The organism is Sphingopyxis sp. Geo48, from assembly GCF_949769155.1.
Taxonomy (GTDB): domain Bacteria; phylum Pseudomonadota; class Alphaproteobacteria; order Sphingomonadales; family Sphingomonadaceae; genus Sphingopyxis.
This window is the reverse complement of sequence record NZ_CATKPA010000009.1, coordinates 18,500-41,148: the sequence shown is the minus strand read 5'-3', so window position 1 is coordinate 41,148 and position 22,649 is coordinate 18,500. Positions and strand designations below refer to the sequence as shown.

General features: G+C 65.1%; 19 protein-coding genes and 1 tRNA gene. 10 read left to right on the top strand and 10 right to left on the bottom strand.

Features of this window, described 5'->3' with window-relative positions; genetic code table 11:
- Window positions 1-167 precede the first annotated feature (167 nt).
- The 4 genes from QOL79_RS18625 to ribA all read left to right on the top strand — a co-directional run bounded on the left by QOL79_RS18625 (window position 168) and on the right by ribA (window position 5,390).
- The gene (locus tag QOL79_RS18625) at window positions 168-2,480 is read left to right on the top strand and encodes an FtsK/SpoIIIE family DNA translocase (protein WP_283420352.1); all 2,313 of its coding nucleotides are present in this window, start codon (window positions 168-170) and stop codon (window positions 2,478-2,480) included.
- 110 nt (window positions 2,481-2,590) lie between these two features.
- Entirely contained in the window at window positions 2,591-3,232 is a 642-nt protein-coding gene (locus QOL79_RS18620) for a LolA family protein (RefSeq protein WP_283420351.1), read from the top strand.
- 302 nt (window positions 3,233-3,534) lie between these two features.
- Window positions 3,535-4,326: an exodeoxyribonuclease III gene (locus QOL79_RS18615; protein WP_283420350.1), complete on the top strand. Its 792-nt coding sequence runs from the start codon at window positions 3,535-3,537 to the stop codon at window positions 4,324-4,326.
- Window positions 4,323-5,390, top strand: a complete 1,068-nt coding sequence (ribA, locus tag QOL79_RS18610) for a GTP cyclohydrolase II (protein ID WP_283420349.1) — start codon at window positions 4,323-4,325, stop codon at window positions 5,388-5,390. Before QOL79_RS18615 ends, ribA begins: the two co-directional genes overlap by 4 nt.
- Window positions 5,391-5,509: 119 nt before the next feature.
- On the opposite strand, the gene QOL79_RS18605 is transcribed toward ribA, so the two are convergent.
- The 3 genes from QOL79_RS18605 to QOL79_RS18595 all read right to left on the bottom strand — a co-directional run bounded on the left by QOL79_RS18605 (window position 5,510) and on the right by QOL79_RS18595 (window position 8,044).
- On the bottom strand, window positions 5,510-6,316 hold the full coding sequence (locus tag QOL79_RS18605; RefSeq protein ID WP_283420348.1) for a LytR/AlgR family response regulator transcription factor: 807 nt from the start codon (window positions 6,314-6,316) through the stop codon (window positions 5,510-5,512).
- Window positions 6,313-7,443 carry a sensor histidine kinase gene (locus QOL79_RS18600; protein ID WP_058455973.1) on the bottom strand — a complete coding sequence of 377 codons (1,131 nt, stop codon included), beginning with the start codon at window positions 7,441-7,443 and terminating at the stop codon, window positions 6,313-6,315. Before QOL79_RS18600 ends, QOL79_RS18605 begins: the two co-directional genes overlap by 4 nt.
- A 91-nt stretch (window positions 7,444-7,534) precedes the next feature.
- Window positions 7,535-8,044 (bottom strand): winged helix-turn-helix transcriptional regulator, encoded by a 510-nt coding sequence (locus QOL79_RS18595; protein ID WP_058455974.1) that lies wholly within the window; start codon window positions 8,042-8,044, stop codon window positions 7,535-7,537.
- Window positions 8,045-8,171: 127 nt separating this feature from the next.
- On the opposite strand from QOL79_RS18595, the gene QOL79_RS18590 reads away from it, so the two are divergent.
- The 4 genes from QOL79_RS18590 (at window position 8,172) to QOL79_RS18575 (ending at window position 12,859) form a co-directional block, all read left to right on the top strand.
- Entirely contained in the window at window positions 8,172-8,501 is a 330-nt protein-coding gene (locus QOL79_RS18590; RefSeq protein WP_282950250.1) for a CC_3452 family protein, read from the top strand.
- A 166-nt stretch (window positions 8,502-8,667) separates the two neighbouring features.
- Window positions 8,668-10,761, top strand: a complete 2,094-nt coding sequence (locus tag QOL79_RS18585; RefSeq protein WP_058456042.1) for a RelA/SpoT family protein — start codon at window positions 8,668-8,670, stop codon at window positions 10,759-10,761.
- Between the two features lie 67 nt (window positions 10,762-10,828).
- Complete coding sequence (locus tag QOL79_RS18580) at window positions 10,829-12,058, top strand: FAD-dependent monooxygenase (protein ID WP_283420347.1); 1,230 nt, start codon at window positions 10,829-10,831, stop codon at window positions 12,056-12,058.
- Between the two features lie 93 nt (window positions 12,059-12,151).
- Window positions 12,152-12,859, top strand: a complete 708-nt coding sequence (locus tag QOL79_RS18575; protein WP_283420346.1) for a sigma factor — start codon at window positions 12,152-12,154, stop codon at window positions 12,857-12,859.
- 16 nt (window positions 12,860-12,875) lie between these two features.
- Here the strand turns inward: QOL79_RS18575 and QOL79_RS18570 are convergent, their stop codons facing one another.
- Window positions 12,876-13,529 (bottom strand): LON peptidase substrate-binding domain-containing protein, encoded by a 654-nt coding sequence (locus QOL79_RS18570; RefSeq protein ID WP_204993440.1) that lies wholly within the window; start codon window positions 13,527-13,529, stop codon window positions 12,876-12,878.
- Window positions 13,529-14,440, bottom strand: coding sequence for a tetratricopeptide repeat protein (locus tag QOL79_RS18565; RefSeq protein WP_283420345.1), 912 nt, complete (start codon window positions 14,438-14,440; stop codon window positions 13,529-13,531). The genes QOL79_RS18570 and QOL79_RS18565 overlap by 1 nt, the downstream gene beginning before the upstream one ends.
- A gap of 191 nt (window positions 14,441-14,631) precedes the next feature.
- Here QOL79_RS18565 and QOL79_RS18560 point away from each other — a divergent pair.
- A tRNA-Gly gene (locus QOL79_RS18560) sits at window positions 14,632-14,706 on the top strand.
- Window positions 14,707-14,901: 195 nt separating this feature from the next.
- Here the strand turns inward: QOL79_RS18560 and QOL79_RS18555 are convergent.
- The 5 genes from QOL79_RS18555 to QOL79_RS18535 all read right to left on the bottom strand — a co-directional run bounded on the left by QOL79_RS18555 (window position 14,902) and on the right by QOL79_RS18535 (window position 21,692).
- On the bottom strand, window positions 14,902-15,498 hold the full coding sequence (locus QOL79_RS18555) for a cation efflux transmembrane domain-containing protein (RefSeq protein ID WP_283420344.1): 597 nt from the start codon (window positions 15,496-15,498) through the stop codon (window positions 14,902-14,904).
- 117 nt (window positions 15,499-15,615) lie between these two features.
- Window positions 15,616-18,777 (bottom strand): efflux RND transporter permease subunit, encoded by a 3,162-nt coding sequence (locus QOL79_RS18550; RefSeq protein ID WP_058455312.1) that lies wholly within the window; start codon window positions 18,775-18,777, stop codon window positions 15,616-15,618.
- A 17-nt stretch (window positions 18,778-18,794) separates the two neighbouring features.
- Window positions 18,795-20,057 (bottom strand): efflux RND transporter periplasmic adaptor subunit, encoded by a 1,263-nt coding sequence (locus tag QOL79_RS18545; protein WP_058455311.1) that lies wholly within the window; start codon window positions 20,055-20,057, stop codon window positions 18,795-18,797.
- A complete protein-coding gene (locus tag QOL79_RS18540) occupies window positions 20,054-21,289 on the bottom strand; it encodes a TolC family protein (protein WP_058455310.1) in 1,236 nt (411 codons plus the stop codon). The genes QOL79_RS18545 and QOL79_RS18540 overlap by 4 nt, the downstream gene beginning before the upstream one ends.
- A gap of 64 nt (window positions 21,290-21,353) precedes the next feature.
- Window positions 21,354-21,692 carry a hypothetical protein gene (locus QOL79_RS18535; protein ID WP_156416612.1) on the bottom strand — a complete coding sequence of 113 codons (339 nt, stop codon included), beginning with the start codon at window positions 21,690-21,692 and terminating at the stop codon, window positions 21,354-21,356.
- A 564-nt stretch (window positions 21,693-22,256) separates the two neighbouring features.
- On the opposite strand from QOL79_RS18535, the gene QOL79_RS18530 reads away from it, so the two are divergent.
- Window positions 22,257-22,619 carry a hypothetical protein gene (locus tag QOL79_RS18530; RefSeq protein WP_058455308.1) on the top strand — a complete coding sequence of 121 codons (363 nt, stop codon included), beginning with the start codon at window positions 22,257-22,259 and terminating at the stop codon, window positions 22,617-22,619.
- The last annotated feature ends 30 nt before the right edge of the window (window positions 22,620-22,649 follow it).

Below are 22,649 nucleotides of genomic sequence, written 5' to 3'. Positions count from 1 at the left end.
CGCAAGCGTACCGACCCCCTGCGACAGTCGGCGTCCAAAACGTCGCCAGCAGAGGCGGAAGCCGGATCGCGTCCGGCCTGACCTTTACCGGGGCCCCTGCTCGCTTGACGGCGAGTCCGCCCCATGCGCATATCGCCCTGCACTCACCCATGGGGACCGAAAACAGCATGGCCAGCCGCAAGCCCGTCGCCGGAAAGGCCGATTGGCGCACCATTTTTCGCCAGAGCATCGCGCGCAGCCTCGTCATAGCGGCGGCGGTGGGACTGGCCGCCTTTACGATCTTCCTGACCCTCGCCTTCCTGACCTATGACAGCACCGATGCGGCGCTCAATACCGCCGCGAACGGCAATGCCGCGAACTGGATGGGCGGCGCGGGGGCGTGGCTCGCCGACCTTGGCCTGTCGATCGGCGGGGCGCCGATCGTGCTGCTGCTCCCCTTGCTCGGGATCATGGCGTGGCGGCTATGGGCGGGCGAGCCGCAGCCCTTTTGGCCGCGCCAGCTCGCCTATAGCTTTACGGGTATATTGCTCGTCGGGCTCGGCGCCGAACTATGGGCGCCCGCGAACGGCGCGCCGATGCCCGCGGGTTGGGGCGGTATCATCGCGCTCGTCGTCGGCGGGGCGGTGACGCCCTTGTTCGAGCTGGCGGGCGACCCCGTCGCCGCGCTCGCCCGCTTCGGGACGATCCTGCTGCTCGTCGGGATCGGCCTCTGGCTCGCCTTCCGCGCGCTGCGGCTCGAAAAGGGATGGGCGTCGCGGCTGAAGCTTCCGGCGGCCGAAGGGGGACGGATTGTGGAGCCCGCGCGCGCCGACGACGGCGGTGCGAGGGCGCCCAACCTGATGGAGCGCGTGATCCGCCCGCGCCCGCGCGCCGAGCCGATCGACCGTGCCCCGCCCGAGATCGCCGAACCGGTGCAGCGCGCCGCGCCGTCGAAGCCCAAGGCGAAGCCGCAGACCGAGCTGTTCACCAACTATCAGCTCCCCTCGATCGACCTGCTCGCCCCCGCGCCCGAGCGGCAGGGGGGCGCGATCGACAAGGCGGCGCTCGAACGCAATGCGCGCCTGCTCGAATCGGTGCTCGAGGATTTCCAGGTCAAGGGCGTGATTACGGCGGTGCGTCCCGGCCCCGTCGTGACCATGTACGAACTCGAACCCGCGCCGGGCACCAAGGCGAGCCGCGTGTCGAACCTCGCCGACGACATCGCGCGCAACATGTCGGCGCTGTCGGCGCGCATTGCGCCGATCCCCGGCCGCACCGTCATCGGTATCGAGCTGCCGAACGCCCACCGCGAGGCGGTGGTGCTGCACGAGATCATCGGCAGCGCGCTGTTCCAGGACCAGACCGGCGCGCTGCCGATCATCCTCGGCAAGAATATCAGCGGCGACGCGATGATCGCCGACCTTGCCCCGATGCCGCACCTGCTGATCGCGGGCACCACCGGCTCGGGCAAGTCGGTCGGCCTCAACGCGATGATCCTGTCGCTGCTCTATCGCCTAGGTCCCGACCAGGTAAAAATGATCATGATCGATCCCAAGATGCTGGAACTCAGCGTCTATGACGACATCCCGCACTTGCTCGCGCCCGTCGTGACCGAGCCCAAGAAGGCGATCCGCGCGCTCAAATGGGCGGTCGAGCAGATGGAGGACCGCTACCGGATGATGTCGTCGCTGTCGGTCCGCAACCTCGCGAGCTACAACGACAAGGTGCGCGGCGCGCTTGCCAAGGGCAAGTCGCTGGGCCGCCGCGTCCAGACGGGGTACGACCCCGACACCGGCCAGCCGGTCTATGAGGAGGAGACGCTCGACTATGCGCCGCTGCCACAGATCGTGGTGGTGGTCGACGAGTTGGCCGACCTGATGATGACCGCGGGCAAGGAGGTCGAGTTCCTGATCCAGCGCCTTGCGCAAAAGGCGCGCGCGGCCGGCATCCACCTGATCCTCGCAACGCAGCGTCCGTCGGTCGACGTCATCACGGGCGTCATCAAGGCCAACCTTCCGACGCGCATCAGCTTCAACGTCACCTCGAAGATCGACAGCCGCACGATCCTCGGCGAGGCGGGCGCCGAACAGCTGCTCGGCAAGGGCGACATGCTCTACGTTCCCGGCGGCAAGCAGATCACGCGCATTCATGGCCCCTTCGTATCCGACGACGAAGTGCGCGCGGTCGCCGATCACTGGAAGGGCCAGGGCCGTCCCGACTATATCGAAAGCGTCACCGAAGACCCCGAGGACGGCGGCTTCGCGATGGAGGGCGCGCCGGCGGGCGGCGACAGCGCCGAGGACCGCATGTATGCGAAGGCCTGCCAGATCGTCGCCGAAAGCCAGAAGGCCTCGACCAGCTGGCTGCAACGACAATTGCGGATCGGCTACAACAGCGCCGCGCGCCTGATCGAGCGGATGGAAGAGGAAGGCATTGTCAGCGCGCCGAACCATGTCGGCCGCCGCGATGTGCTGACCGACCAGTACGGCCAGCAGCGGTAAGGGAACCAACGCCGCGCTTGTGACTTGAACAGCATCTAAAGCCGGGGTTCAGGGCGGGTTCAATGCCCGCGCGCCATGTCCGGCCGACACTTTGCAGAATAGAGAGCCCGATGATCTTCCAGACCAAGCTCAAACGCCTTGCGGCCTTCACCCTCGTTCCGGCGCTTGCCGCGGGTTTCGCGATCGGCGCGCCGGCGATCGCGCAGTCGGCCAGCACGTTGTCGTCGGTGCAGTCGCACCTCAAGGCGACGAGCTCGATGACCGCCGATTTCGTCCAGACCGACCGCAACGGCCAGCGCCTGTCGGGCAAGCTGACCCTCAAGCGCCCCGGCAAGATCCGCTTCCAGTATCAGAAGGATGTGCCGCTGCTGATCGTCGGCGACGGCAGCCGGCTGACAATGATCGACTATCAGGTGCGGCAGGTGCAAAGCTGGCCGGTGAAGAATTCGCCGCTCGGTGCGCTGCTCGATCCCGAACGCGACCTGTCGAAATATGCGAAGGTCATTCCGACCGGCAGCGACGAGGTGCTGAGCGTCGAGGTCAAGGATCCGAAGCGCCCCGAATATGGCACGATCACGATGGTGTTCATCCGCGACGGGTCTGCGCCGGCCGGCCTGCGTCTGCGCGGCTGGGTCGCGCTCGATTCGCAGAACAACCGCACGCGCATCGACCTCAGCAACCAGAAGTTCAACGTCGCGGTCGCCGATTCCGCCTTCAAATGGACCGATCCGCGTCCGCGCAAGAAGGTGTGATCGGGATGCTTCGACGAACGGCGCTTCAGAGCCGACGAACGACAGGCGATGGCACGCTGTTCAGCTTGGCGACAGGGAAACCGGGCTAAACAACTCTTGAAGACGCCGCCACGGCCTCCGGATTTGGGTTTCCCCCTGTTGCCCCAGCCGGAATGCCAGGCATCTTCATTCAAGAGCGTGACGAACGCTGACCTTGAACCCCCGTTCCACCGCCCCTGGAACGGGGGTTTATGTTTGCGCGTTTCGTTTTTGCCGCTCGCGCTCCGTTGCTAACGACGCGCTGCGCCGATAGAGCCAGCCGAATGACCTTCAGCATCGCTTCGTGGAACATCAACAGCGTCCGCGCCCGCATCGGCATCGTCGAGAAATTCCTGCGCGAGGAAGCGCCCGACGTGCTCTGCCTGCAGGAGACGAAGGTCGAATGCGGCCTTTTCCCGAAGGCCATGTTCGAACAGCTCGGCTACACGCATATCGTCACCAACGGCCAGCGGATGCACCATGGCGTCGCGACGGTCAGCCGCGTGCCGCTGACCGAAGTGCGTAAATATGACTGGCAGGCGAATGGCGAGGCACGCCATATCGGCGTGACGCTGCCGTCGGGCGTGCGGCTCGACAATGTCTATATCCCCGCCGGCGGGGACGTTCCCGACCGCGACCTCAATCCGAAATTCGGGCAAAAGCTCGATTTCTTCGGCCGCATGACCGAATGGTCGGCGACGCTCGTCGATACGCCGACGATCCTGACCGGCGACTTCAATGTCGCGCCGCTCGAAAGCGATGTGTGGAACCACAAGGCATTGCTCGACGTCGTCAGCCACACGCCGGTCGAGGTCGAAACGCTTGCACGGTTGCAGTCCGCGTCGAACTGGATTGATCTCGGCCGCCACTTCGTCGAGGCGCCGGCGCCGCTCTTCACCTGGTGGAGCTACCGCGCGAAGGACTGGGAAGCCTCGAATCGCGGCCGCCGGCTCGACCATATGTGGGTCACTCCCGACCTGATGGCAAAGGCGGTCGCGCACCGTACCGTCCAGCCCGCACGGAGCTGGGAGCGCCCCTCGGATCACATCCCCATCGTTACGGAGTTCGCCTTTTGAGCGAGGTCGCCGACCAGCCGCGCGCGCGGAGGGCCGCGCGCGCGATTGACGCGCTACGCCGTGGCTGGACATTCCGCGTGACCGGCGCCGACGGCGCACTCGATCTGCTCGCGGTCGAGAGCGCGCGCGATGCGGCGCTGAGCGACTTCGGAAGCGAGGATCTGCTGCTGTCGGGCGAACGCGCGGTGACGCTCAAGCTCACCAACCAGCGTCCCGCCGCGACGCCGGGGCCGGTGCGGCTCGCGGGCGCGGCCGACACCGTCGCCGCCGCGCTGGCGATCGCCGACCCCGCGCTCGATCTCGCCCACCCGCTCAAAGGGCCGTTCCAAACGATTGCGACCGGCGGCGAGGCGGCGGCCAGCGCGGCGATGACGATGGCGCGTCACGCTGGCCTCCTCCCCGCCTTTTTTGTCCGCGAAGCGAAGGGTGCGGCGGAGACCGAATGTTCGGTCGATGACGTCGCCGCGCTGCTCGACCCGTCGCGGCTCGAGATTGCGGCGCGTGCGCGCTTGCCGGTCGAGGCGAGCGAAACGGCCGAGATCGTCGCCTTTCGTAGCCCCGAGGAAGCCTCCGACCATGTCGCGCTCGTCATCGGCAGGCGCGATCATAATCCGCCGGTGGTCCGCTTGCACAGCGAATGCCTGACCGGCGACGTGCTCGGCAGCCTCAAATGCGATTGCGGCCCGCAGCTTCATGCCGCGCTGCACGCGATGGCCGACGCGCCGTGGGGTGTGCTGCTCTACCTCCGGCAGGAAGGGCGCGGGATCGGGCTCGTCAACAAGCTGCGCGCCTATGCGCTGCAGGATCAGGGGTATGACACGGTCGACGCCAACCTCAGGCTGGGTTTCCCGGTCGAGGCGCGCGATTTCGCGATTGCGGGACGGATGCTGGAGTTGCTGGGCATCCCGCGTATCCGGTTGATGACCAACAATCCGGAGAAGGTCGCGCGGCTGGAGAAGGAAGGTGTCGACGTTGTCGAGCGCATCCCGCTCGCGCTACCGACGAACAAGTATAACGAGCAGTATCTCGCGACGAAGCGGGATAGGACCGGGCATCAGCTTTAGAAAAGCTCGTCATTGCGAGGAGCGAACGACGCGGCAATCCAGCGCGCGCGTAAACTCACTGTGGACTGCTTTCCCCGGATTCCGCCGGGGTCGCAATGACGAGGTTTGTTTTCGCTGACTCAGTGGACGAACCGCGCCACCACGTCGCGGTAGCTGCGGCTGACCTTTACCTGTGCGCCGGAGCCCAGCACGAGGAAGCATTCGCCATTGGTGTGCGGCTTGACCTGCTTGACCTGGCTGAGGTTGACGATCGTCGAGCGATGCACGCGCTGGAAGTTGCGCGGATCGAGCCGCTTTTCCAGATCCTTCATCGTCTCGCGCAGGATCAGCGAATTGTCGGCGGTGTAGATGCACATATAGTCGCCCGCGGCGTCGATGCGTTCGATGCTGTCGACGTCGACGCGGAAAATCTGGCCGCGGTCCTTGATGTTGATCATCTTTTCATAGCGGTCGGCGGCATGCGCGTCGGTCTGAACCTCGGCGTCATAATCCTCGACCGCTTCGGGTGCGACTTCGGCGAGCACGGTCTTCAGCCGCTCGACCTCGGCCGCGCCGCGCTTTTCGGCGAGGCGCTGGCGGACGCGGTCGAGCGCGTCGGCCAGCCGTTCCGGCTCGACCGGCTTGACCAAATAATCGACCGCCTGCGCCTCGAACGCGCGGATGGCATGGTCCGAATAGGCGGTAACGAAGACAACCAGCGGCGGCTCGACCTCCATCAGACCCTGGATCACCGAAAAGCCGTCGAACCCCGGCATCTGGATGTCGAGGAAGACGAGGTCGGGCTTGTGCGTCTTGATCTTTCTGATGGCCTCGCGGCCGTTCTGCGCGGTGTCGACTACCTCGACATCCGGATGCGCTTCGAGCCGCAATTGCAGGCCCTGGGTCGCCAGTTTTTCATCATCCACCAGGATGGTTCTGATCGTCATGTCCGTTCGGTTCCAATCGTCGTCACTTGTCCATCGGGCTGAAACGGAAACTCGATAATCACCGTGAAACCGCCATCGGCGCCCGACTGCACCTCGAACCGCTGCTGGTCGCCATAAGCCTGCGCCATCCGGTCCCGGATATTGGCTAAACCCACACCGGTCGATTCCGTTGCAACGGCGCCCGTGGTGGGATCAACGCTTCCCTCTGACAATCCCGCCCCCGTGTCCGACACGGTGATCCGCACGTTTTGACCGGCAAGCTGAGCCGAGAGCGTGATGTCGGCGCCCTCCTCCTGCGGCGTGACGGCATATTTGATCGCATTCTCGATCAGCGGCTGGAGCAACAGCGAGGGCAGGCGCGCGCGCTGGACCGCGGGGTCGATGCGGAAATGCGGGCGCAGCCGGTCCTCGAAGCGCATCTTCTCGATATCGAGATAGAGCTTCAACGTCTCGATCTCCTGCGCCAGCGTGACTTGCGCGGTCGGCTCGTTGGCAAGCGTGTAACGCAGGAAGGCCGAAAGGCGCGAGAGCATCGCGTTCGCGGGCTCGGACTGCTTGAGCAGCACCAGCGTCGAGATACTGTTCAGCGTGTTGAACAGGAAATGCGGGTTGAGCTGATAACGCAGCATCGCGAGCTGTGCCGACGCCGCCTGCGCCTCGAGCCGCAGCATCCGGTCGTTCTGTTCCTCGAGCTGGAGGAAATAGTTGATCGCGAAATAGAGCGCCGACCAGGCGCCGAGCGAGGTCGCATCGATATAGATCGCGCCAAGCAGCAGGCTGGTGAAGCCCGCCTCGCTCGCCGGATTCTGGATCTGCGCGACCCACGCGTCGATGAACGCCCAGAGCGCGACGGCGAGGCCCGCGAGCCCGAAGCTGACCCCCCACATCAGGATCGGCCGCCGATTGATCAGCGCACGATAGCAGACCGACAAGATCAGCGTCAGCGAGAAGCCGGTGATCGCCGAAATCGTCTGTGGGATCAGGAAGGTGAAGGGCTGGCCGTTGGCGAGACCCGACACCCCGCGCAGACCGAGCCAGGCGGCCCAGCCGAGGATCTGGAGATTCCAGAAGGCGCGCACCTTGTTGCCGAAAAAGGGACCCGGCGACGAAAAGCCGAACAAAGGCATCGAGGAGGATGCCGACACGGATGCGGAGGCGGGCTTGGTCGCCATGGTCAACGGGGCTGGATCAAAGGCTTTGCGCGCGGGGCGGCAGCGATCATTCGGCCGCGACCGCCGCCATTCGCACGCGCGCCTGACCGAGCGGCTGCAATTCGGAGCGATGTTTCCATACCAGCTCGCCATAAGCCAGCGAGCGGCCGTCGTGCGCGGTGATCATCACCGGTCCGATCGGCTGCTCGTCGCGCGTGTCGACGAGCACGGGGGTCGACGGCACGCCCGCGCCCCATTTCTCGCCCCACTGGCGCAGCGCGATCATCGCGGGCAGCAGTTCGATGCCCTTCTGCGTGAGCTGATACTGCACTTTGCGGCGATCCTCGGCCATCACCTCGCGCGCCATGATGCCATGATCGACCAACTTCGACAGCCGGTTCGACAGGATGTTGCGCGCGATCCCGAGCTCCTGCTGGAACTCCTCGAAATGATGGACCCCGTTGAAGGCGGCGCGAAGGATCATGAACGACCACCGCTCGCCCATCGCCTCCAGCGCGAGCGGCAGCGCGCAGTTGTTGCCGTAAATGTCGTTCAGCGGTTCGCGTAATTTTCCCATGCCCCATGCCCTAACGTAATTTTGCCCCTCGCACAAAAAAATATGGACCCTTAGTTGCATTTTGCAACCCGCAAACCCAATTGCATTTTGCAACCCTTCGGGTTGCGCAAAACAGGAAGGACTCCCCATGATCAAGCTTTCTTCGCCGGCGCCCCTGCTGGCGGTCGCCGGCGCCATGCTCGCCGGCTTTGGCGCGCTTGCCCCCGTCGCGGCGAACGCCGCCGGCGGCAGCTATTACCGCGCCGAGCTCGCCGGCCCGGCGCCGACGGCCAAGTTCGTCGCGCGCGATGTCGTCTGGGTTTGCGACGGCGCGAATTGCGGTGCCGGCCGCGGCACGAGCCGGCCGCTGCTCATCTGCACGGGGCTCGCCAAGAAGGCCGGCGAAGTGAAGAGCTTCGTCGCCGACGGAAAGGCGCTCGAGGCCGACGATCTGGCACGCTGCAACAGCGTAAAATAAGCCGGCCGGCCGGGCGGCGCGTGAATGCTCTCCCCTCTCCGCCGCCGCCCGGCCCACTCCGGTGAACGAAGCTTTTGACGAGACTTAGCAAAATTGCGGCGACCTCGCGCTCCGCGCAAGCAGATTTCGCATTGCAATTGCGCCCGCATGAACGACATTGGGCTTGATGCTCAGGCAATATGAACTTGTCGAGCGCGTGCGCGCTTATGACCCCGACGTCGACGAGGCGTTGCTCAACCGCGCCTATGTCTTCACCGTGCAGAAGCACGGTAGCCAGAAGCGCGCCTCGGGCGACCCCTATTTCAGCCATCCGGTTGAAGTCGCGGGGATTTTGACCGACCTGCACCTCGACAGCGAGACGATCGTTACGGCGCTGCTCCACGACACGCTTGAGGACACGCTGACCACCCCCGACGAGATCGAGCGACTGTTCGGCAGCGACGTCGGGCGGCTCGTCGACGGCGTGACCAAGCTTTCGAAGATCGAGGCGCAGACCGAGAATGAGCGCGCCGCCGAAAATCTGCGCAAGTTCCTGCTCGCGATGTCCGACGACATTCGCGTGCTGCTCGTCAAGCTCGCCGACCGGCTGCACAACATGCGCACGCTGCATTTCATCAAGAATCCCGACAAGCGCCGCCGCATCGCCAAGGAGACGATGGATATCTATGCGCCGCTCGCGGAGCGGATCGGCATGTATGAATATATGCGCGAGATGCAGCTGCTGGCGTTCCGCGAGCTGGAACCCGAGGCTTATGCGACAATCACCGGCCGCCTCGCCAAGCTGACCGCGGGCGGCAAGGACAAGGTCGCCGCGATCAGCCGCGAGATCAAGGATCTGCTGGCGGAGGCGGGGATCGAGGCCGAGGTCTCGGGGCGCGAGAAACATCCCTATTCGATCTGGCGCAAGATGCAGGAGCGGCACGTCAGCTTCGAGCAGGTGACCGACATCATCGCCTTTCGCGTGATCACCCCGTCCGACGCCGATTGCTACGCCGCGCTGGGACTGATCCATCGCAAATGGAAAATGGTTCCCGGCCGCTTCAAGGATTATATCTCGACCCCGAAGCGCAACGGCTACAAGTCGTTGCACACGACGATCATGCATCAGCAGAATATGCGGATCGAGATCCAGATTCGCAGCCTGGGCATGCACCAGCAGTCCGAATTCGGGCTCGCCGCGCATTGGGCGTACAAGCAGGGCGGCGCGGCGCCCGATGGGCAGGCGGGGTGGATTCGCGATCTGCTCGAGATCCTCGAACAGACCCACGATCCCGAAGAATTCCTCGAAAATACCCGCATCGCGATGTATCAGGACCGCATCTTCGCCTTCACGCCGAAGGGGAGTTTGCACCAGTTGCCGAAGGGCGCGACCCCGGTCGACTTTGCCTATGCCGTGCATACCAAGCTGGGCGACCGCACCGTGGGGGCGAAGGTCAACGGCCGGCTCGTGCCGCTCCGGACGCAGCTGGCGAACGGCGACACGGTCGAGATTCTTTCCTCCGACAAGCAGACGCCGCAGCCGGCCTGGCTCGGCTTCGCGGTGACCGGCAAGGCGCGCGCCGCGATCCGCCGCCATGTCCGCTCGAAGGAAAAGGTCGAACTCGCGGCGCTCGGCCGCAAGATGTACGACGAGATCGTCGCGCGGCTGCCCAACAAGGTCGGCGACAAGGCGCGCGCGGCGGCGCTGACGCGGCTCAAGCTCGAGGACGACAGCGCGCTCTATGTCGCGATCGCCAAGCAGCGGGTGTCGGACAATGCGGTGCTGGAGGCGCTCGTCCCCGGCATCACCGCCGAGATGAAGACCAAGCCTGGCAAGCTGGCGCAGGGCGCGGCGGTGTCGATCGCGGGGCTGACCCCCGGGGTCGCCTACCAGCTTGCCGATTGCTGCCATCCGGTGCCGGGCGATCGCATCGTCGGCCTGTCGCGCCCCGGTGAGGGGATCGAGGTGCATGTCATCGACTGCCCCAGGCTTGCCGACGGTGTCGACGCCGACTGGATCGACCTCAGGTGGCAGGAGGATAGCGAAGGCGGCAACGCGCGGCTGTGCGTCGTGATCCTCAACGAACCCGGCACCCTTGCCGAAATGTCGGGTATCCTTGCCGCCAATTCGGCGAACATCACCAATTTGCGCCTGTCGAACCGCGAGGGCGGCTTCCATACCTATGACGTCGTCGTCGAGGTGCGCGACGTCCACCATGTGATGCGCATCCTTTCGGCGCTGCGCGCGTCGGACAGCATCGTGCAGGCCGAGCGGCTTTAGCCGAAAACCGGGCTGGCGTGATGGTGGGAAATCTTTCCTTCGGCGGGAAAGATGCTAGGGCCAATCCATGACCGAAATTCTGCGCAGCGATGTCTTGATCTCCGGCGGCGGCCTTGTGGGTCAGGCGCTGGCACTGGCGCTGGCGCATCATGGCCTGTCGTCGCAGATCGTCGATCCGGCCGACCCGGTCGCGACGATCGCCCCGGGCTTCGACGGGCGCGCCTCGGCGATCGCCAGCGCGACCTGGCAGATGTTCGAGGTGCTGGGGATCGCCGACCGGCTCGCCGGGCATGGCTGTGCGATCCATGCGATCAAGGTCAGCGATGGCGGACAGGCTGGCGAACTCGACTTCGTGACGTCGCCCGAGGACCGCGCGCTCGGCACGATGGTCGAGAATCGCCAGCTTCGCCTTGCGCTCGCGGCGGCGCTTGGCGAAGCGCCGCTCGTGCGGCTGTTCATGCCGTCAACAGTCATCCATCGCGACATGGGCACTCATGGCGTCACATTGACGCTTGGCGACGGCACCAGGCTCGCCGCGCCGCTGCTGATCGTCGCCGAGGGGCGCCGGTCACCGACGCGCGATGCGGCGGGCTTTGGCATCGCGAACTGGTCCTATCATCACCACGCGATGATCGGCGCCGTGGCGCACAGCAAGTCGCACGGCAATGTCGCGCACGAAATCTTCTTCCCCTCCGGGCCCTTCGCGCTGCTGCCGCTCGTCGACGACGACCAGGGGCGCCACCGCTCGGCGTTCGTGTGGACGGTGTCCGAGAAGGACGGGCCGGGCTTCGCGAAGCTCGGCGATCGCGGCTTTACCGCTGAACTCGAAAAGCGCGCCGGCGACCTGCTCGGGTCGATGGCCCTCGTCGCGCCGCGCATGACCTATCCGCTCGGTTTCCATCACAGCGCAAAGATCGTTGGCGACCGCATCGTGCTCGTCGGTGACGCGGCGCACGGGATCCACCCGATCGCGGGGCAGGGGCTCAACCTTGGCCTGCGCGACGTCGCCGCGCTTGCCGAAGTGCTTGTCGAGGGTGCGCGGCTGGGGCTCGATCTCGGCGATGCGGCGCTTCTCGCGCGCTACCAGCGCTGGCGCGGACTCGACAGTCTGATGGTCAGCCTCGCGACCGACGGGCTCACCCGCCTGTTCGGGATCCCCGGCCGCACCGCGTCGGCGGTCCGCCGCGCGGGGCTCGGCGCAGTCCAGCGAATGCCGATGCTCAAGCGCTTCTTCATGGACGAGGCGCGCGGTGAAGCTGGCGACCTCCCGCGCCTGCTCGCGGGCGCCGAAATATAGGTATTATTACCTAGGCGCGCGCCATGCGCCCGCTAACCATCGCCGCCTATCCCTGTCGCACGGCCGCCGGACGGCCTCGATGGGGGAACGATCATGTCAGCGAAAAGCGATGCTCTCGAACAGGCGGTCACCGCGTTGATCCAGGCGCGCGCCGCGCTCGAAGCCGCGCCGGGTGCCCGCGCCCGCGCCCGTGTCGACCGCGCTTTTGCGCAGCTCGCCAGGCTGGCGGCGCCGCGCATCCGCTATTTCACGCGCACCTACGGCTTGTCGGACGTCGCTGAGGACGCGCACCAGGCTTGCGCGATCGCGCTGCACCGCGCAGCGGACCATTATGACCCCGCGCGGGCGCGCTTCACCACCTATGTGAACTGGCAGATTCGCGCCGAACTGCAGGCGCTTCGCCTCCGCCTGCACGGCGACCAGCGTTGCGCGGGGCGTCGGCAGGTCGCCGCCACCTTGTCCTACGAGGCGCTCGCCGACGAGGGCGTCGACGAATGGCTCGTCGATCCGGCGGCCGAGGAAGCGACCGAGCAGGCCGCGTCGGACGGAATGGCGGCGCTCGTCGCCGACCGGCTCGTCGCCGAATGGACGTCGCGCCGGCAATCGGCGCTGCTGCGAACGCCGCGCGGCGCGGCGGCGCCGGCGCGGGTTGCAGCAAAGGTGCGCGACGAAGGCGTCCTCGTCCGGCGCCAGCTTACCCACACCGAGGCGTTGGTCGAACGGCTTGGCGAGGCCGACCGCCATACGGTACGCCGTGCCTTCGCGGAGATGGCGCGGCTTGCCGGCGCCAAACCGCACTGATTCTCCACCGCCTGGATCACTGCAACGTCGCGCGTCCGTCCTCGCCGTCGAAGCGGCCGAAGAATTTCATCATCTGGACGACCAGTTCGGCGCGCGCGTCGATCGGGCTCGCCTCGAGCAGCGCTTGCTTCGCGGCCGCGTCGAAGGGCGCGACCTGCGCGATGCCGTTGACCAACGTCGCGTCGTCAAGCTGGCCGACCGAATCCCAGTCGACGACATAACCCTGCCGCGCCGCAAAGCGCTTCGCCTCACGCTCAAGGCTTGCGCGCTCGATGCTGGCGAGGACGGCGTCCTCTTCGGCTTCGACCTCGATCTCGGCCTCGACCTGCCGGAACGGCGTCGTGACGTCGAGCTCGCGGCGGACGCGGAAGCGCGCGACACCTTCGAGGACGAGGTTGAAGCGGCCCTCGTCGAGTGCCTCGACATCGACGATCCGCCCGACGCAGCCGACGTCGTAGAGCGCGGGCGGCTCGACATTTTCCTCGCCGGGGATCTGGCGCGGCTGGATCATCCCGATCTGCCGGTCGCGCGCCAGCACCTCCTGCACCATCGCCTTGTAGCGCGGTTCGAAGATATGAAGCGGCAAATGCAGCCCCGGGAACAGCACCGCGCCGGGCAGCGGAAAGATCGCGATCCGCTGGATGGTATGCAGGGGAGCGGTCGCGCCCATCAGCCGAACAGGATCAGCGACAGGCGGCGCCGCTGCGCCGCGACCCACGGATCCTCGAGGCCGACGGCTTCGAACAGCGACAACAGCTTCGTACGTGCCGCGCCGTCGTTCCACTCGCGATCGGCGGCTATGATATGGAGCAGATTGTCGGCGGCGGCGTCGCGCCGTCCGGCACCGATTTCGGCGGCGGCGAGGTCGAAACGCGCCTGATGGTCGTCGGGATTCGCGGCGACCGCGGCCTCGAAGCCCGCCAGCTCGCTCGCGTCGGGCGCGTCGGCGGCGAGCGCCAGCGCGCTTTTCGCCTGCACGATCGCGGGATCGCCCGCAATCTCGGCGGGCACTGCATCGAGCGCGAGCCCCGCGCCCTCGGTATCGCCCGTCAGCAGCAGCGCCCGAATCAGCCCGCCGCGCGCGGCCGCATTGTCGGGCGCCATCTCGGCGATCTGCGAAAAGATGCCGACGGCGCGCGCTCCGTCACCCTCGGCGAGCACCGATTCGCCCATCTCGATCAACGGCGCGATTTCGACCGCCAGATCCTTTGCGGCGCTTTCGACCGGAAGCTGCGCGAGCAACTGATCGAGAATCGCTTTCAGCTGGCTCTCGCTCCGCGCATTGGTCAGATTCGCAACCGGCTGGCCCTGGAAGATCGCATAGACGGTCGGGATCGACTGGACCTGGAACTGGCTGGCGATGAAGCCGTTCGCGTCGACGTCGACCTTGGCGAGTATGACGCCTTTGTCGGCGTAGTCGGCCGCGACCTTTTCGAGCACAGGCGCAAGCTGCTTGCACGGTCCGCACCATTCGGCCCAGAAGTCGAGAATTACGAGGCTGGACATCGATGGCTCGACGACGTCACGGCGAAAGGCTTCGACGGCTTCTTTTTCAGTGGGGTTCAGACCGAGCGTGGCCACGCAAACATGCTCCTGTTTTGATTTCCCGTCGCTTCTGTGACGATGGAAAGACTCTTTCCCCGCTTATGTGGGAATTTCCGGCGATATGCCAACCCTTCGGAGAAAATGCACAATCAGGGGTTGCCGAGTCAAAAGGCCGGTGCTAATCGCCCGCCTCACCCGCTGGAACCGACCAGTTTCCAGCCGCCAGAGCGGGCGTAGCTCAGGGGTAGAGCACAACCTTGCCAAGGTTGGGGTCGAGGGTTCGAATCCCTTCGCCCGCTCCAGTTTTCCTAACAATTTCAGACACTTACGCCGAATGGCGGCGTAATATGCGTCGTTACGCGGGCTCGATTTTTGCCTCGCGTAATAAGGACGTAATATGATGAGAGCGAGCTGTCGGGTGCCTCTAGGGCAGGATCGGCGACGTTGTTCGCAGAGGTTCGAACATTAATCCGCCGATCCGAGACGCCTCACATGCTCTAGCCTCTCTGCTGTTTGGTCTCTTGGCGGGCGTCGCGGAGGATTTCGATCCCGCCCTTGATAGCGATCAGCGCAGTCGCAAATCCAACCAGAAGGTCCGGCCAGTTCGTACCGAGCCACCAGACGAGGACACCCGCGATCAGGATGCCGCCGTTCGAGATGAAGTCGTTGTAGCTGAAGGTTGTCGCGGCTCTGAGGTTGACGTCCGGATCCTGAATGCGTTGCAAGAGCTTCAGGCAAGCATAGTTCACCACCGCAGCGACCGCCGACATGATCATCATCGTCGGACCGATCGGTTCGCTGCCTTCGAAATAGCGGCGTCCCACATCGAACAGGACGCCGGCCGCGAAGACCAGCAGCATGACGCCCGATGCCGTGGCAGCACGGGTTTTCCATTTCAGGCCGTGGCTGAGCGCAACGAGGCTCAAGGCATAGACCGCGGCGTCGGACAGATTGTCGAGCCCATTGGCGATGAGCGCGCTCGAATCGCCGAGCCCGCCGGTCACGAGGAAGGCGATCGCGATAGCCGCGTTCAGGACGAGAACGATCTGGAGCGTTCGCTTTTCGCGTTCGCTCCCGGATGCTTTTTCATTCATTGCAAGTTCCTCAATCCTCACCATCCCTAAAAGGAGGCGGAACCCGCTTGGGTTCCGCCCCAGTCAGCACTCCCGGTTGCCGCCGACAGGGGGGAATGGCGGCCATCCGGGAGGGCCTCAGCGTGCCGGGCTGGGCACGCCGCTCGGGCGCGCCAACTCTTCCTCTTCGGCCTTCGCGGTCCGTCGATGGACCAGAAGGTAGAGCGCAGGCAGCACCAGGAGCGTCAGGATCGTCGACGAGATGATCCCGCCGATGACGACAGTCGCCAGCGGCCGCTGCACCTCGGACCCAGCCCCGACATTGAGCGCCATCGGTACGAACCCGAGCGACGCCACCAGCGCGGTCATCATCACCGGTCTGAGGCGGGTCAGGGCGCCTTCGCGGATCGCATCAACGAGGGCTTTTCCGCGTTCGCGCAAATCCTTGATGAAGGAGAGCATCACCACGCCGTTCAGCACCGCTACCCCGGACAAAGCGATGAAGCCGACGCCCGCCGAGATCGAGAGCGGAATGTCGCGCAGCGCCAGCGCCGCGACCCCTCCCGTCAGCGCCAGAGGCACGCCCGAGAAGACGATCGCCGCATCGCGCACCGTACCGAACAGCATGAACAGCAGGCCGAAGATCAGCACCAGCACCAGCGGTACGACGATCTGAAGCCGTTCGGTCGCGGACTGAAGCTGCTCGAACGTCCCGCCATATTCGATGTAGTAGCCATCGGGCAGCACGACCTCAGCTTCGACCTTTTGCGTGAGCTCGTCGATGAACGAACCCAGATCGCGCCCCCGGACATTGGCCGTGATCACCGCGCGGCGCTTGCCATTTTCGCGGCTGATCTGGTTCGGCCCCGCCGCGAGCGATATCTCCGCCAGCTCCGAAAGCGGCACGAAGCCGCCGGCCGGAAGTGCAACGGGGAGATTCCCGAGCGATGCGAGATCGGTGCGAATGGCCTCGGGAAGCCGGACGATCACGTCGAAGCGGCGGTCACCCTCGAAAAGCTCGCCGGCCTGACGGCCGCCGGTCGCTGTCGAAACCGCATCCTGCACCGTTTCCATGCTGACGCCGTAGCGCGCGAGCTTGTCGCGGTCAGGCGTCACCGAGAGCATAGGCAGGCCGGTGACCTGTTCGAGCTTCACGTCCTGCGCGCCCGCAATTCCGCCGGCGACTTCCTCGATCGCCTGCCCCGATTCGAGCAATTGATCGAGATCGTCGCCGAACAGCTTGATTGCCACGTCGGCGCGAACGCCGGCGATCAGCTCATTCATGCGCATCTTTACTGGCTGGGTGAACTCATAATTATTCCCCGGCACTTCGTTCACCGCCTTGTTGAGCTCGGCGACAAGCTGGTCGCGCGGCTTCCTTGGGTCGGGCCACTCCTTCCGGTCCTTGAGCATGATGAAATTGTCGGCGACCGATGGCGGCATCGGATCGGTCGCGACCTCGGGTGTTCCGATCTTCGCGAACACCCGCTCGACTTCGGGGAACTGCCTGATCCTCTTCTCCAGCGCCTCCTGCATCGCGATCGACTGGGTCAGGCTCGTTCCGGGAATACGCATCGCGTGCATCGCGATATCGCCTTCGTCGAGGTCCGGGATGAACTCGGACCCGAGACTGGTCGCCGCCACGCCGCTCAGCGCGACAAGCACCAAAGCACCAGCCAGTGCAGCCTTCGGCCAATTGAGGACGCGGTCGAGCATCGGGCGATAGCCCTTGCCGAGACCGCGCATCAGCCAGTTCTCCTTTTCCTCGACCTTGCCGGTCACGAACAGCGCCACCGCGGCCGGAACCAGGGTGAGCGACAGCAGAAGTGCGGCGGTAAGCGCGAGGACGACGGTGATCGCCATCGGATGGAAGGTTTTGCCCTCGATGCCTTCGAGCGCGAAGATCGGCAGATAGACCGCGGTGATGATGATGATGCCGAAGATGCTCGGCTTGATTACCTCCGCGCTGGCCGAGGCGACGAGCCCGAAGCGTTCGTCGCGATCGAGCAGGCGCCCGAGCCTGTGCTGGGCCTCGCCGAGCCGGCGGAGGCAGTTCTCGACGATGATGACGGCCCCGTCGACAATGAGGCCGAAGTCGAGCGCCCCGAGGCTCATGAGGTTCGCCGATGTCCGCGTCTGGAGCATGCCCGTCAGCGTCATCAGCATCGCGACCGGAATGACCGCCGCCGTGATCAGCGCCGCCCGGAAATTGCCGAGCAGGAGGAACAGGATCACGATGACGAGGAGCGCGCCTTCGGCCAAGTTCTTCTGCACCGTCGAGATCGTCCGCTCGACGAGCGCGGTGCGATCGTAGAGCGGCTTGGCAACGACGCCCTTCGGAAGGGCACGCGAGGCCTCGACGAGACGTTCGGCCGAGGCCTGCGCGACCACGCGCGGATTCTCGCCGATCAGCATCGAGACCGTGGCAAGGACGACTTCCTTGCCATTTTCCGTCGCGGCGCCTGTGCGGAGCCCCGAACCGATCGCGACATCGGCGACGTCGGCGATCCGGATCGGAACCCCGCCGCGAGTGGTGACGATGATCTGCGACAGGTCGCGCTCATTATTGGCCTGACCCGGCACGCGGATCAGAATCTGTTCGCCGCTGCGCTCGACATAACCGGCGCCGCGGTTGGCATTATTGGCCTCGAGTGCGGTGACGACATCGTTGAGCGAGAGATTGAGCGAGGCGAGCGAGGCCGGGTTGGGGGTCACATGATATTGGCGGGCGTAGCCGCCGATCGTGTTGATCTCGGCGACCCCCGGGATCGTGCGCATCTGCGGCCGGATGACCCAGTCGGACATCGTCCGGAGGTCTTCCGCCGTATAAGGCGAACCGTCGGGTTTTCGCGCGCCCGGTTCCGCCTCGATCGAGAACATGAAGATCTCGCCGAGACCCGTCGAGATCGGGCCCATTTCGGGCTCCATCCCGGGTGGAAGCTGGCCGCGCGCGGCCTGGAGCCGCTCGTTGACCTGCTGGCGCGCGAAATAGATGTCAGTCCCGTCCTCGAAGACAACGGTGACCTGGCTGAGCCCGTAGCGCGAGATCGATCTGGTATAGTTGAGGTTCGGGATGCCCGCGATCGCGGTCTCGATCGGATAGGTGATGCGCTGCTCGGATTCGAGCGGCGAATAGCCTTCCGCCTTGGTGTTGATCTGGACCTGGACGTTGGTGATGTCGGGAACGGCGTCGATGGGCAATTTGGTCGCGCTCCACGCGCCGATCGCGCAGAGGAGCGCGACGACCGCGAGGACGAGCCATCGTTGCCGGATCGAAAAGCCTATGGTTCTGGCTAGCATGTTATCCTGCCCCCCGATCAATGGTCGTGGCCCGCGCCGGACTTTTCGATGTCGGCGCGAACGAGGAAACTGCCCTTGGTAACATAGGCGGTGCCGGGCTTGATGCCCGACAGGACCTCGGTCCATTCGGGCGACGAACGGCCGAGCTTCAACATCCGGACCTCATAGTCCTGCCCGAAATTGGCATAGACCACCTTGAAGTCGCGGAAGGGCTGGATTGCCTCGGTGCGCACGGCGAGCGGCACGGTGACGGGGTTGACCATCACGCGGCCGCGCAAGGCCATGCCCGGGCGGAGCGTTCCCGAGCGGTTCGGGATGGTCGCTCGGATGAGCGCAGTGCCCGCCTCGACATTGCCGTCGGGCAGGAACTGCCCGAGCGGCGCGGTCGCGATTTCGGCGCCGTCCTGCGTCTCCACCGTTACCCGCATGCCCGGACGGATAATCGCGAGGTCGCGAGGGAAGATGTTGAAGACGACCGTGGTCTGCGCCGGGTCGGTGACCACATAGAGGGCGCGCCCGTCGGTGACGTCGCCGGGGTTGGCGTTGCGCTCGGCGATCACGCCGCCGACGGTCGCATATACCGGATAGACCTGGAGGCTCTCGCTCGACTCGATGCGCGCGAGAAGCTCTCCGCGCCGGACGCTGTCGCCCAACGCCTTGGTCACCGAGACGACGCGGCCGGGGAATTGGCCGCGAATTTCGGAGCGGGCGGTCGGCGACAGTTGGACGGTGCCGTAGAGTTCGCGCATCTCGCCCACCGTCGCCGGTCCGACGACCGCGGTTTCGATGCCGCCGGCCTTGGCGGCGTCGGCCGCGATCCGCGTGCGCCCTTCGGGGTTCGCATATTTCCAGACGTGCCGCTTGCCGCCCACGACCGCGACGACCTCGACATCGAAGCTGTGCGGTTCGGTGACGACACCTTGCCCTGCGAGGAATTTGCCCTGCGGACGGAAGGTGAAGCGATGGACGTCGCCGCCAAGCCGCGTGAGGGTGATGGCGAGCTGGACATCCTTCGGGTCGACCGGTTTGCCGTCCCGCGTTGCGAAAACGCGGAATTGCGGCTCCGTGCCATTCTCGAAGATCGTGACCTCGACCGCGAAATCGCCATTCTTGAGCAATTTGCCACCGTTCGGGCCTTTGGCATCTTCCTCGCCTTCGCCCTCGGCGTGGCTTTCGCCTTCTTCATGCTTGTCTTCGCCCTCGGCTCCGCCGCCGCAGGCAGCGAGAGGCACGGCAAGGAACAGCGCCGCAGCCGCGGCGGGAAATGGAAACTTCTTCATGGAATATTCTCCGCAAGGGGAGCCGCATCGAAGCGGCCGGTCAGGCGATCGATCTCCGCGAGCAAATCGCGGTAACTCGTCATGGCATCGGCCCACTGACCCTGGATTTGGATGATGACGTCGGCTGCGTCCTGTACGTCGGCGAACAGGAAACCGCCGCGGGCATAGCCTTCGCGCACCTGCGCGAGTGTCTTCACCGCCTTGGGATAGACGGTGTTCATGATGCCCTCGGCGCGCACCCGGGCTGCATCGGCATCCGCCCGAAGCGAGGCGAGACGCCGCAAGCGCTCGAGACGGTTGGCCTCGGACTGATATTCGAGCTGCCGCCGCTCCGCTTGTGCCCGCGCGATATTGCCCTGATTGCGGTCGAACCTTCCGAGCGGGATCGAGATGCCGCCGAGGACGGCGACATCATTGGTCTCTCGAAGGAAACGGGTCCCCCCCGATACCGTATAATCCTGATGCGCACGGCTCTGCTCGACGACGACCTGTGCCCGGGCGCGATCGACGGCAGCATCGAAGACTGCGGCGTCGGCTTCGGCCAGCGGCGGGTCACGCGGATCGGGCTTCTCGATCCCTTCCGCGATAACGAGGCTGTCGGGAGCGCCGCCCCAGAAGGACGTGAGCAGAGCGCGTGCCGATTGGCGTTTCGCCTGGACTTCCTTCAGGGCCAGCTCGGCTTCGAGAATGCGGGCATCGGCCCTTGTTTCGACAAACAGCGGGTCCTTGTAGCCGCGCACCCGCCGGATGGCCTCGGCGCGTATCTCCTTTTCGAGTTTGACGCGGTCTTCGGCGATCCAGACCATCTGTTCGGCGATCTGGACGTTGATGTAGGCGCGCTGGACCTGTTGGGCGATATCGAGCCGGACAATCCGCCATTGCGCTTCGGCCAGCACGACGCCGCGCTCGGCAAGCGCCATGCGCGCCTCACGCTTGCCGCCGCGTTCGAGCGGCTGCGAATAGGTGACGGTCAACTCGGACTGCCGGAACAGGCCATAGCCGCCTGTCCCGACGCCATTGTCCATATCGACCGAAACGGTCGGATTGGGACGGACACGGGCTTGCAGCTGATCGCCGCGCGCAGCGTCGACCCCCGCTTCGCCCGCTCTAAGCTCGGGCGATGCGGCGATGGCCCGCTCGACCGCCTGGTCGAGCGTTAGCGGCTGGGCCCAAACGGACCCCGCCAGCAGCGCAGCCCCGGCCAACAGGGCGGCGCGCATATGGATATGCATAAATTCTCACTCCTGAACGAGACGACTGAGCGCAGGCCGGAAAGGGCCGCGCGGCAGGCGTGGTTCAGGCGAGGGGAGGGTTCAGGGGGGGAGCAAGAGCGCGCGAAGCGAGGCGCGTCGCGGGCAGCACAAAGAGGAGGCCGCCGGAAAAACAGGACAGATCGTCATGGCCTGCGAGGGCCTGGTCGGATGCGACCGGGCAATTATGGTGACTGCCGTGGATGTCGGCATCCTGCTGACCGTTGGACGAATCCTTGCCCGAGGCATGACCCGATTCCGCATGGTGAGCGAGATGCGAATCGGTGGCATGGTGCGTCATGCCCGCCGCCGCCGGCGCAGCATTGTGGAGCCCGCTCAGAAGCAGGATAATCACAAGCAGAAGGCGTAAAGGAGCGCCGGACATCGGTGCGCCCCTAACAGCGAATGGATTGTTCCGAAAGTCCAAATCGGGCGCAACCGGTGCTGCGAGCCCATCGCATGCATGATGCACGTGGCAATGGACTTCCGCTTCGCGCTTGCGTTCAGCCCGGGCGCAGAGGACGGGGTTCCGAACCCGATTGGCGTCCATTCTGCCTGCCATCTCCTCGAACCGACTTAGCAATCTATAGTAGATATAGGATCGGCGGCTCATGTCGCAGGCCGGTACGTAGCGCGGTCCGTTCCAATCTCACGCGATGAACCAGAGTCCTGTGGAACCTATTGGTCTGCAATAGTCTCGGGCCCATGCTATGGTTTCATAGGAATATGAAGCATTCTCCCAAAAATATTCTAATTGTGACGATGATATTCGATGAGTGCTTTGATTTGGCTCGGGTTCTAATAAGTATCAAAATATTCAATACATGAATTTTGGCTTGATAATGTGATAACATTACAGATAGCGTTGGGCGGCCAGCAGGGTGTCTCGAAGTAGATTGAAAATCTTCTACTTTTCATCCTGCCGTTTCGATGCTAGGGGCCTGTTCCAATGCGACGGGTGATCCTCTTCCTGCTGACCATTCTCCTTGCATCCGGAACGGTTGCTGGGTCGCTCGCGCATGCGAGTGAGGAACGGGCCGAGACGAGCTTCCTGGTCGCCGCGATCGAAGCCGGCTGTGTCGCCGCGCCGGCAACCGAAAGCGCCGAAACCGACAAGAAGAAGTCGTCTTCTGGCGAACAGCAGCCGCTCCCGGCTGCCCCTCACGGCTGCCATGGGCATCACTCGGGTGTACCGGCGGAGACGCTGACCGCATCGACCGAAGTGCCTTGCAGCCAGTCGCACGCGCTCGTGCCCGCGGCCACGTTGCCGCCCGTCGCCTACATCGGGACATTCCGCCCTCCAATCGCCTGACGCTCTAGGTTTGCGCGCGCCCTCTGCGCG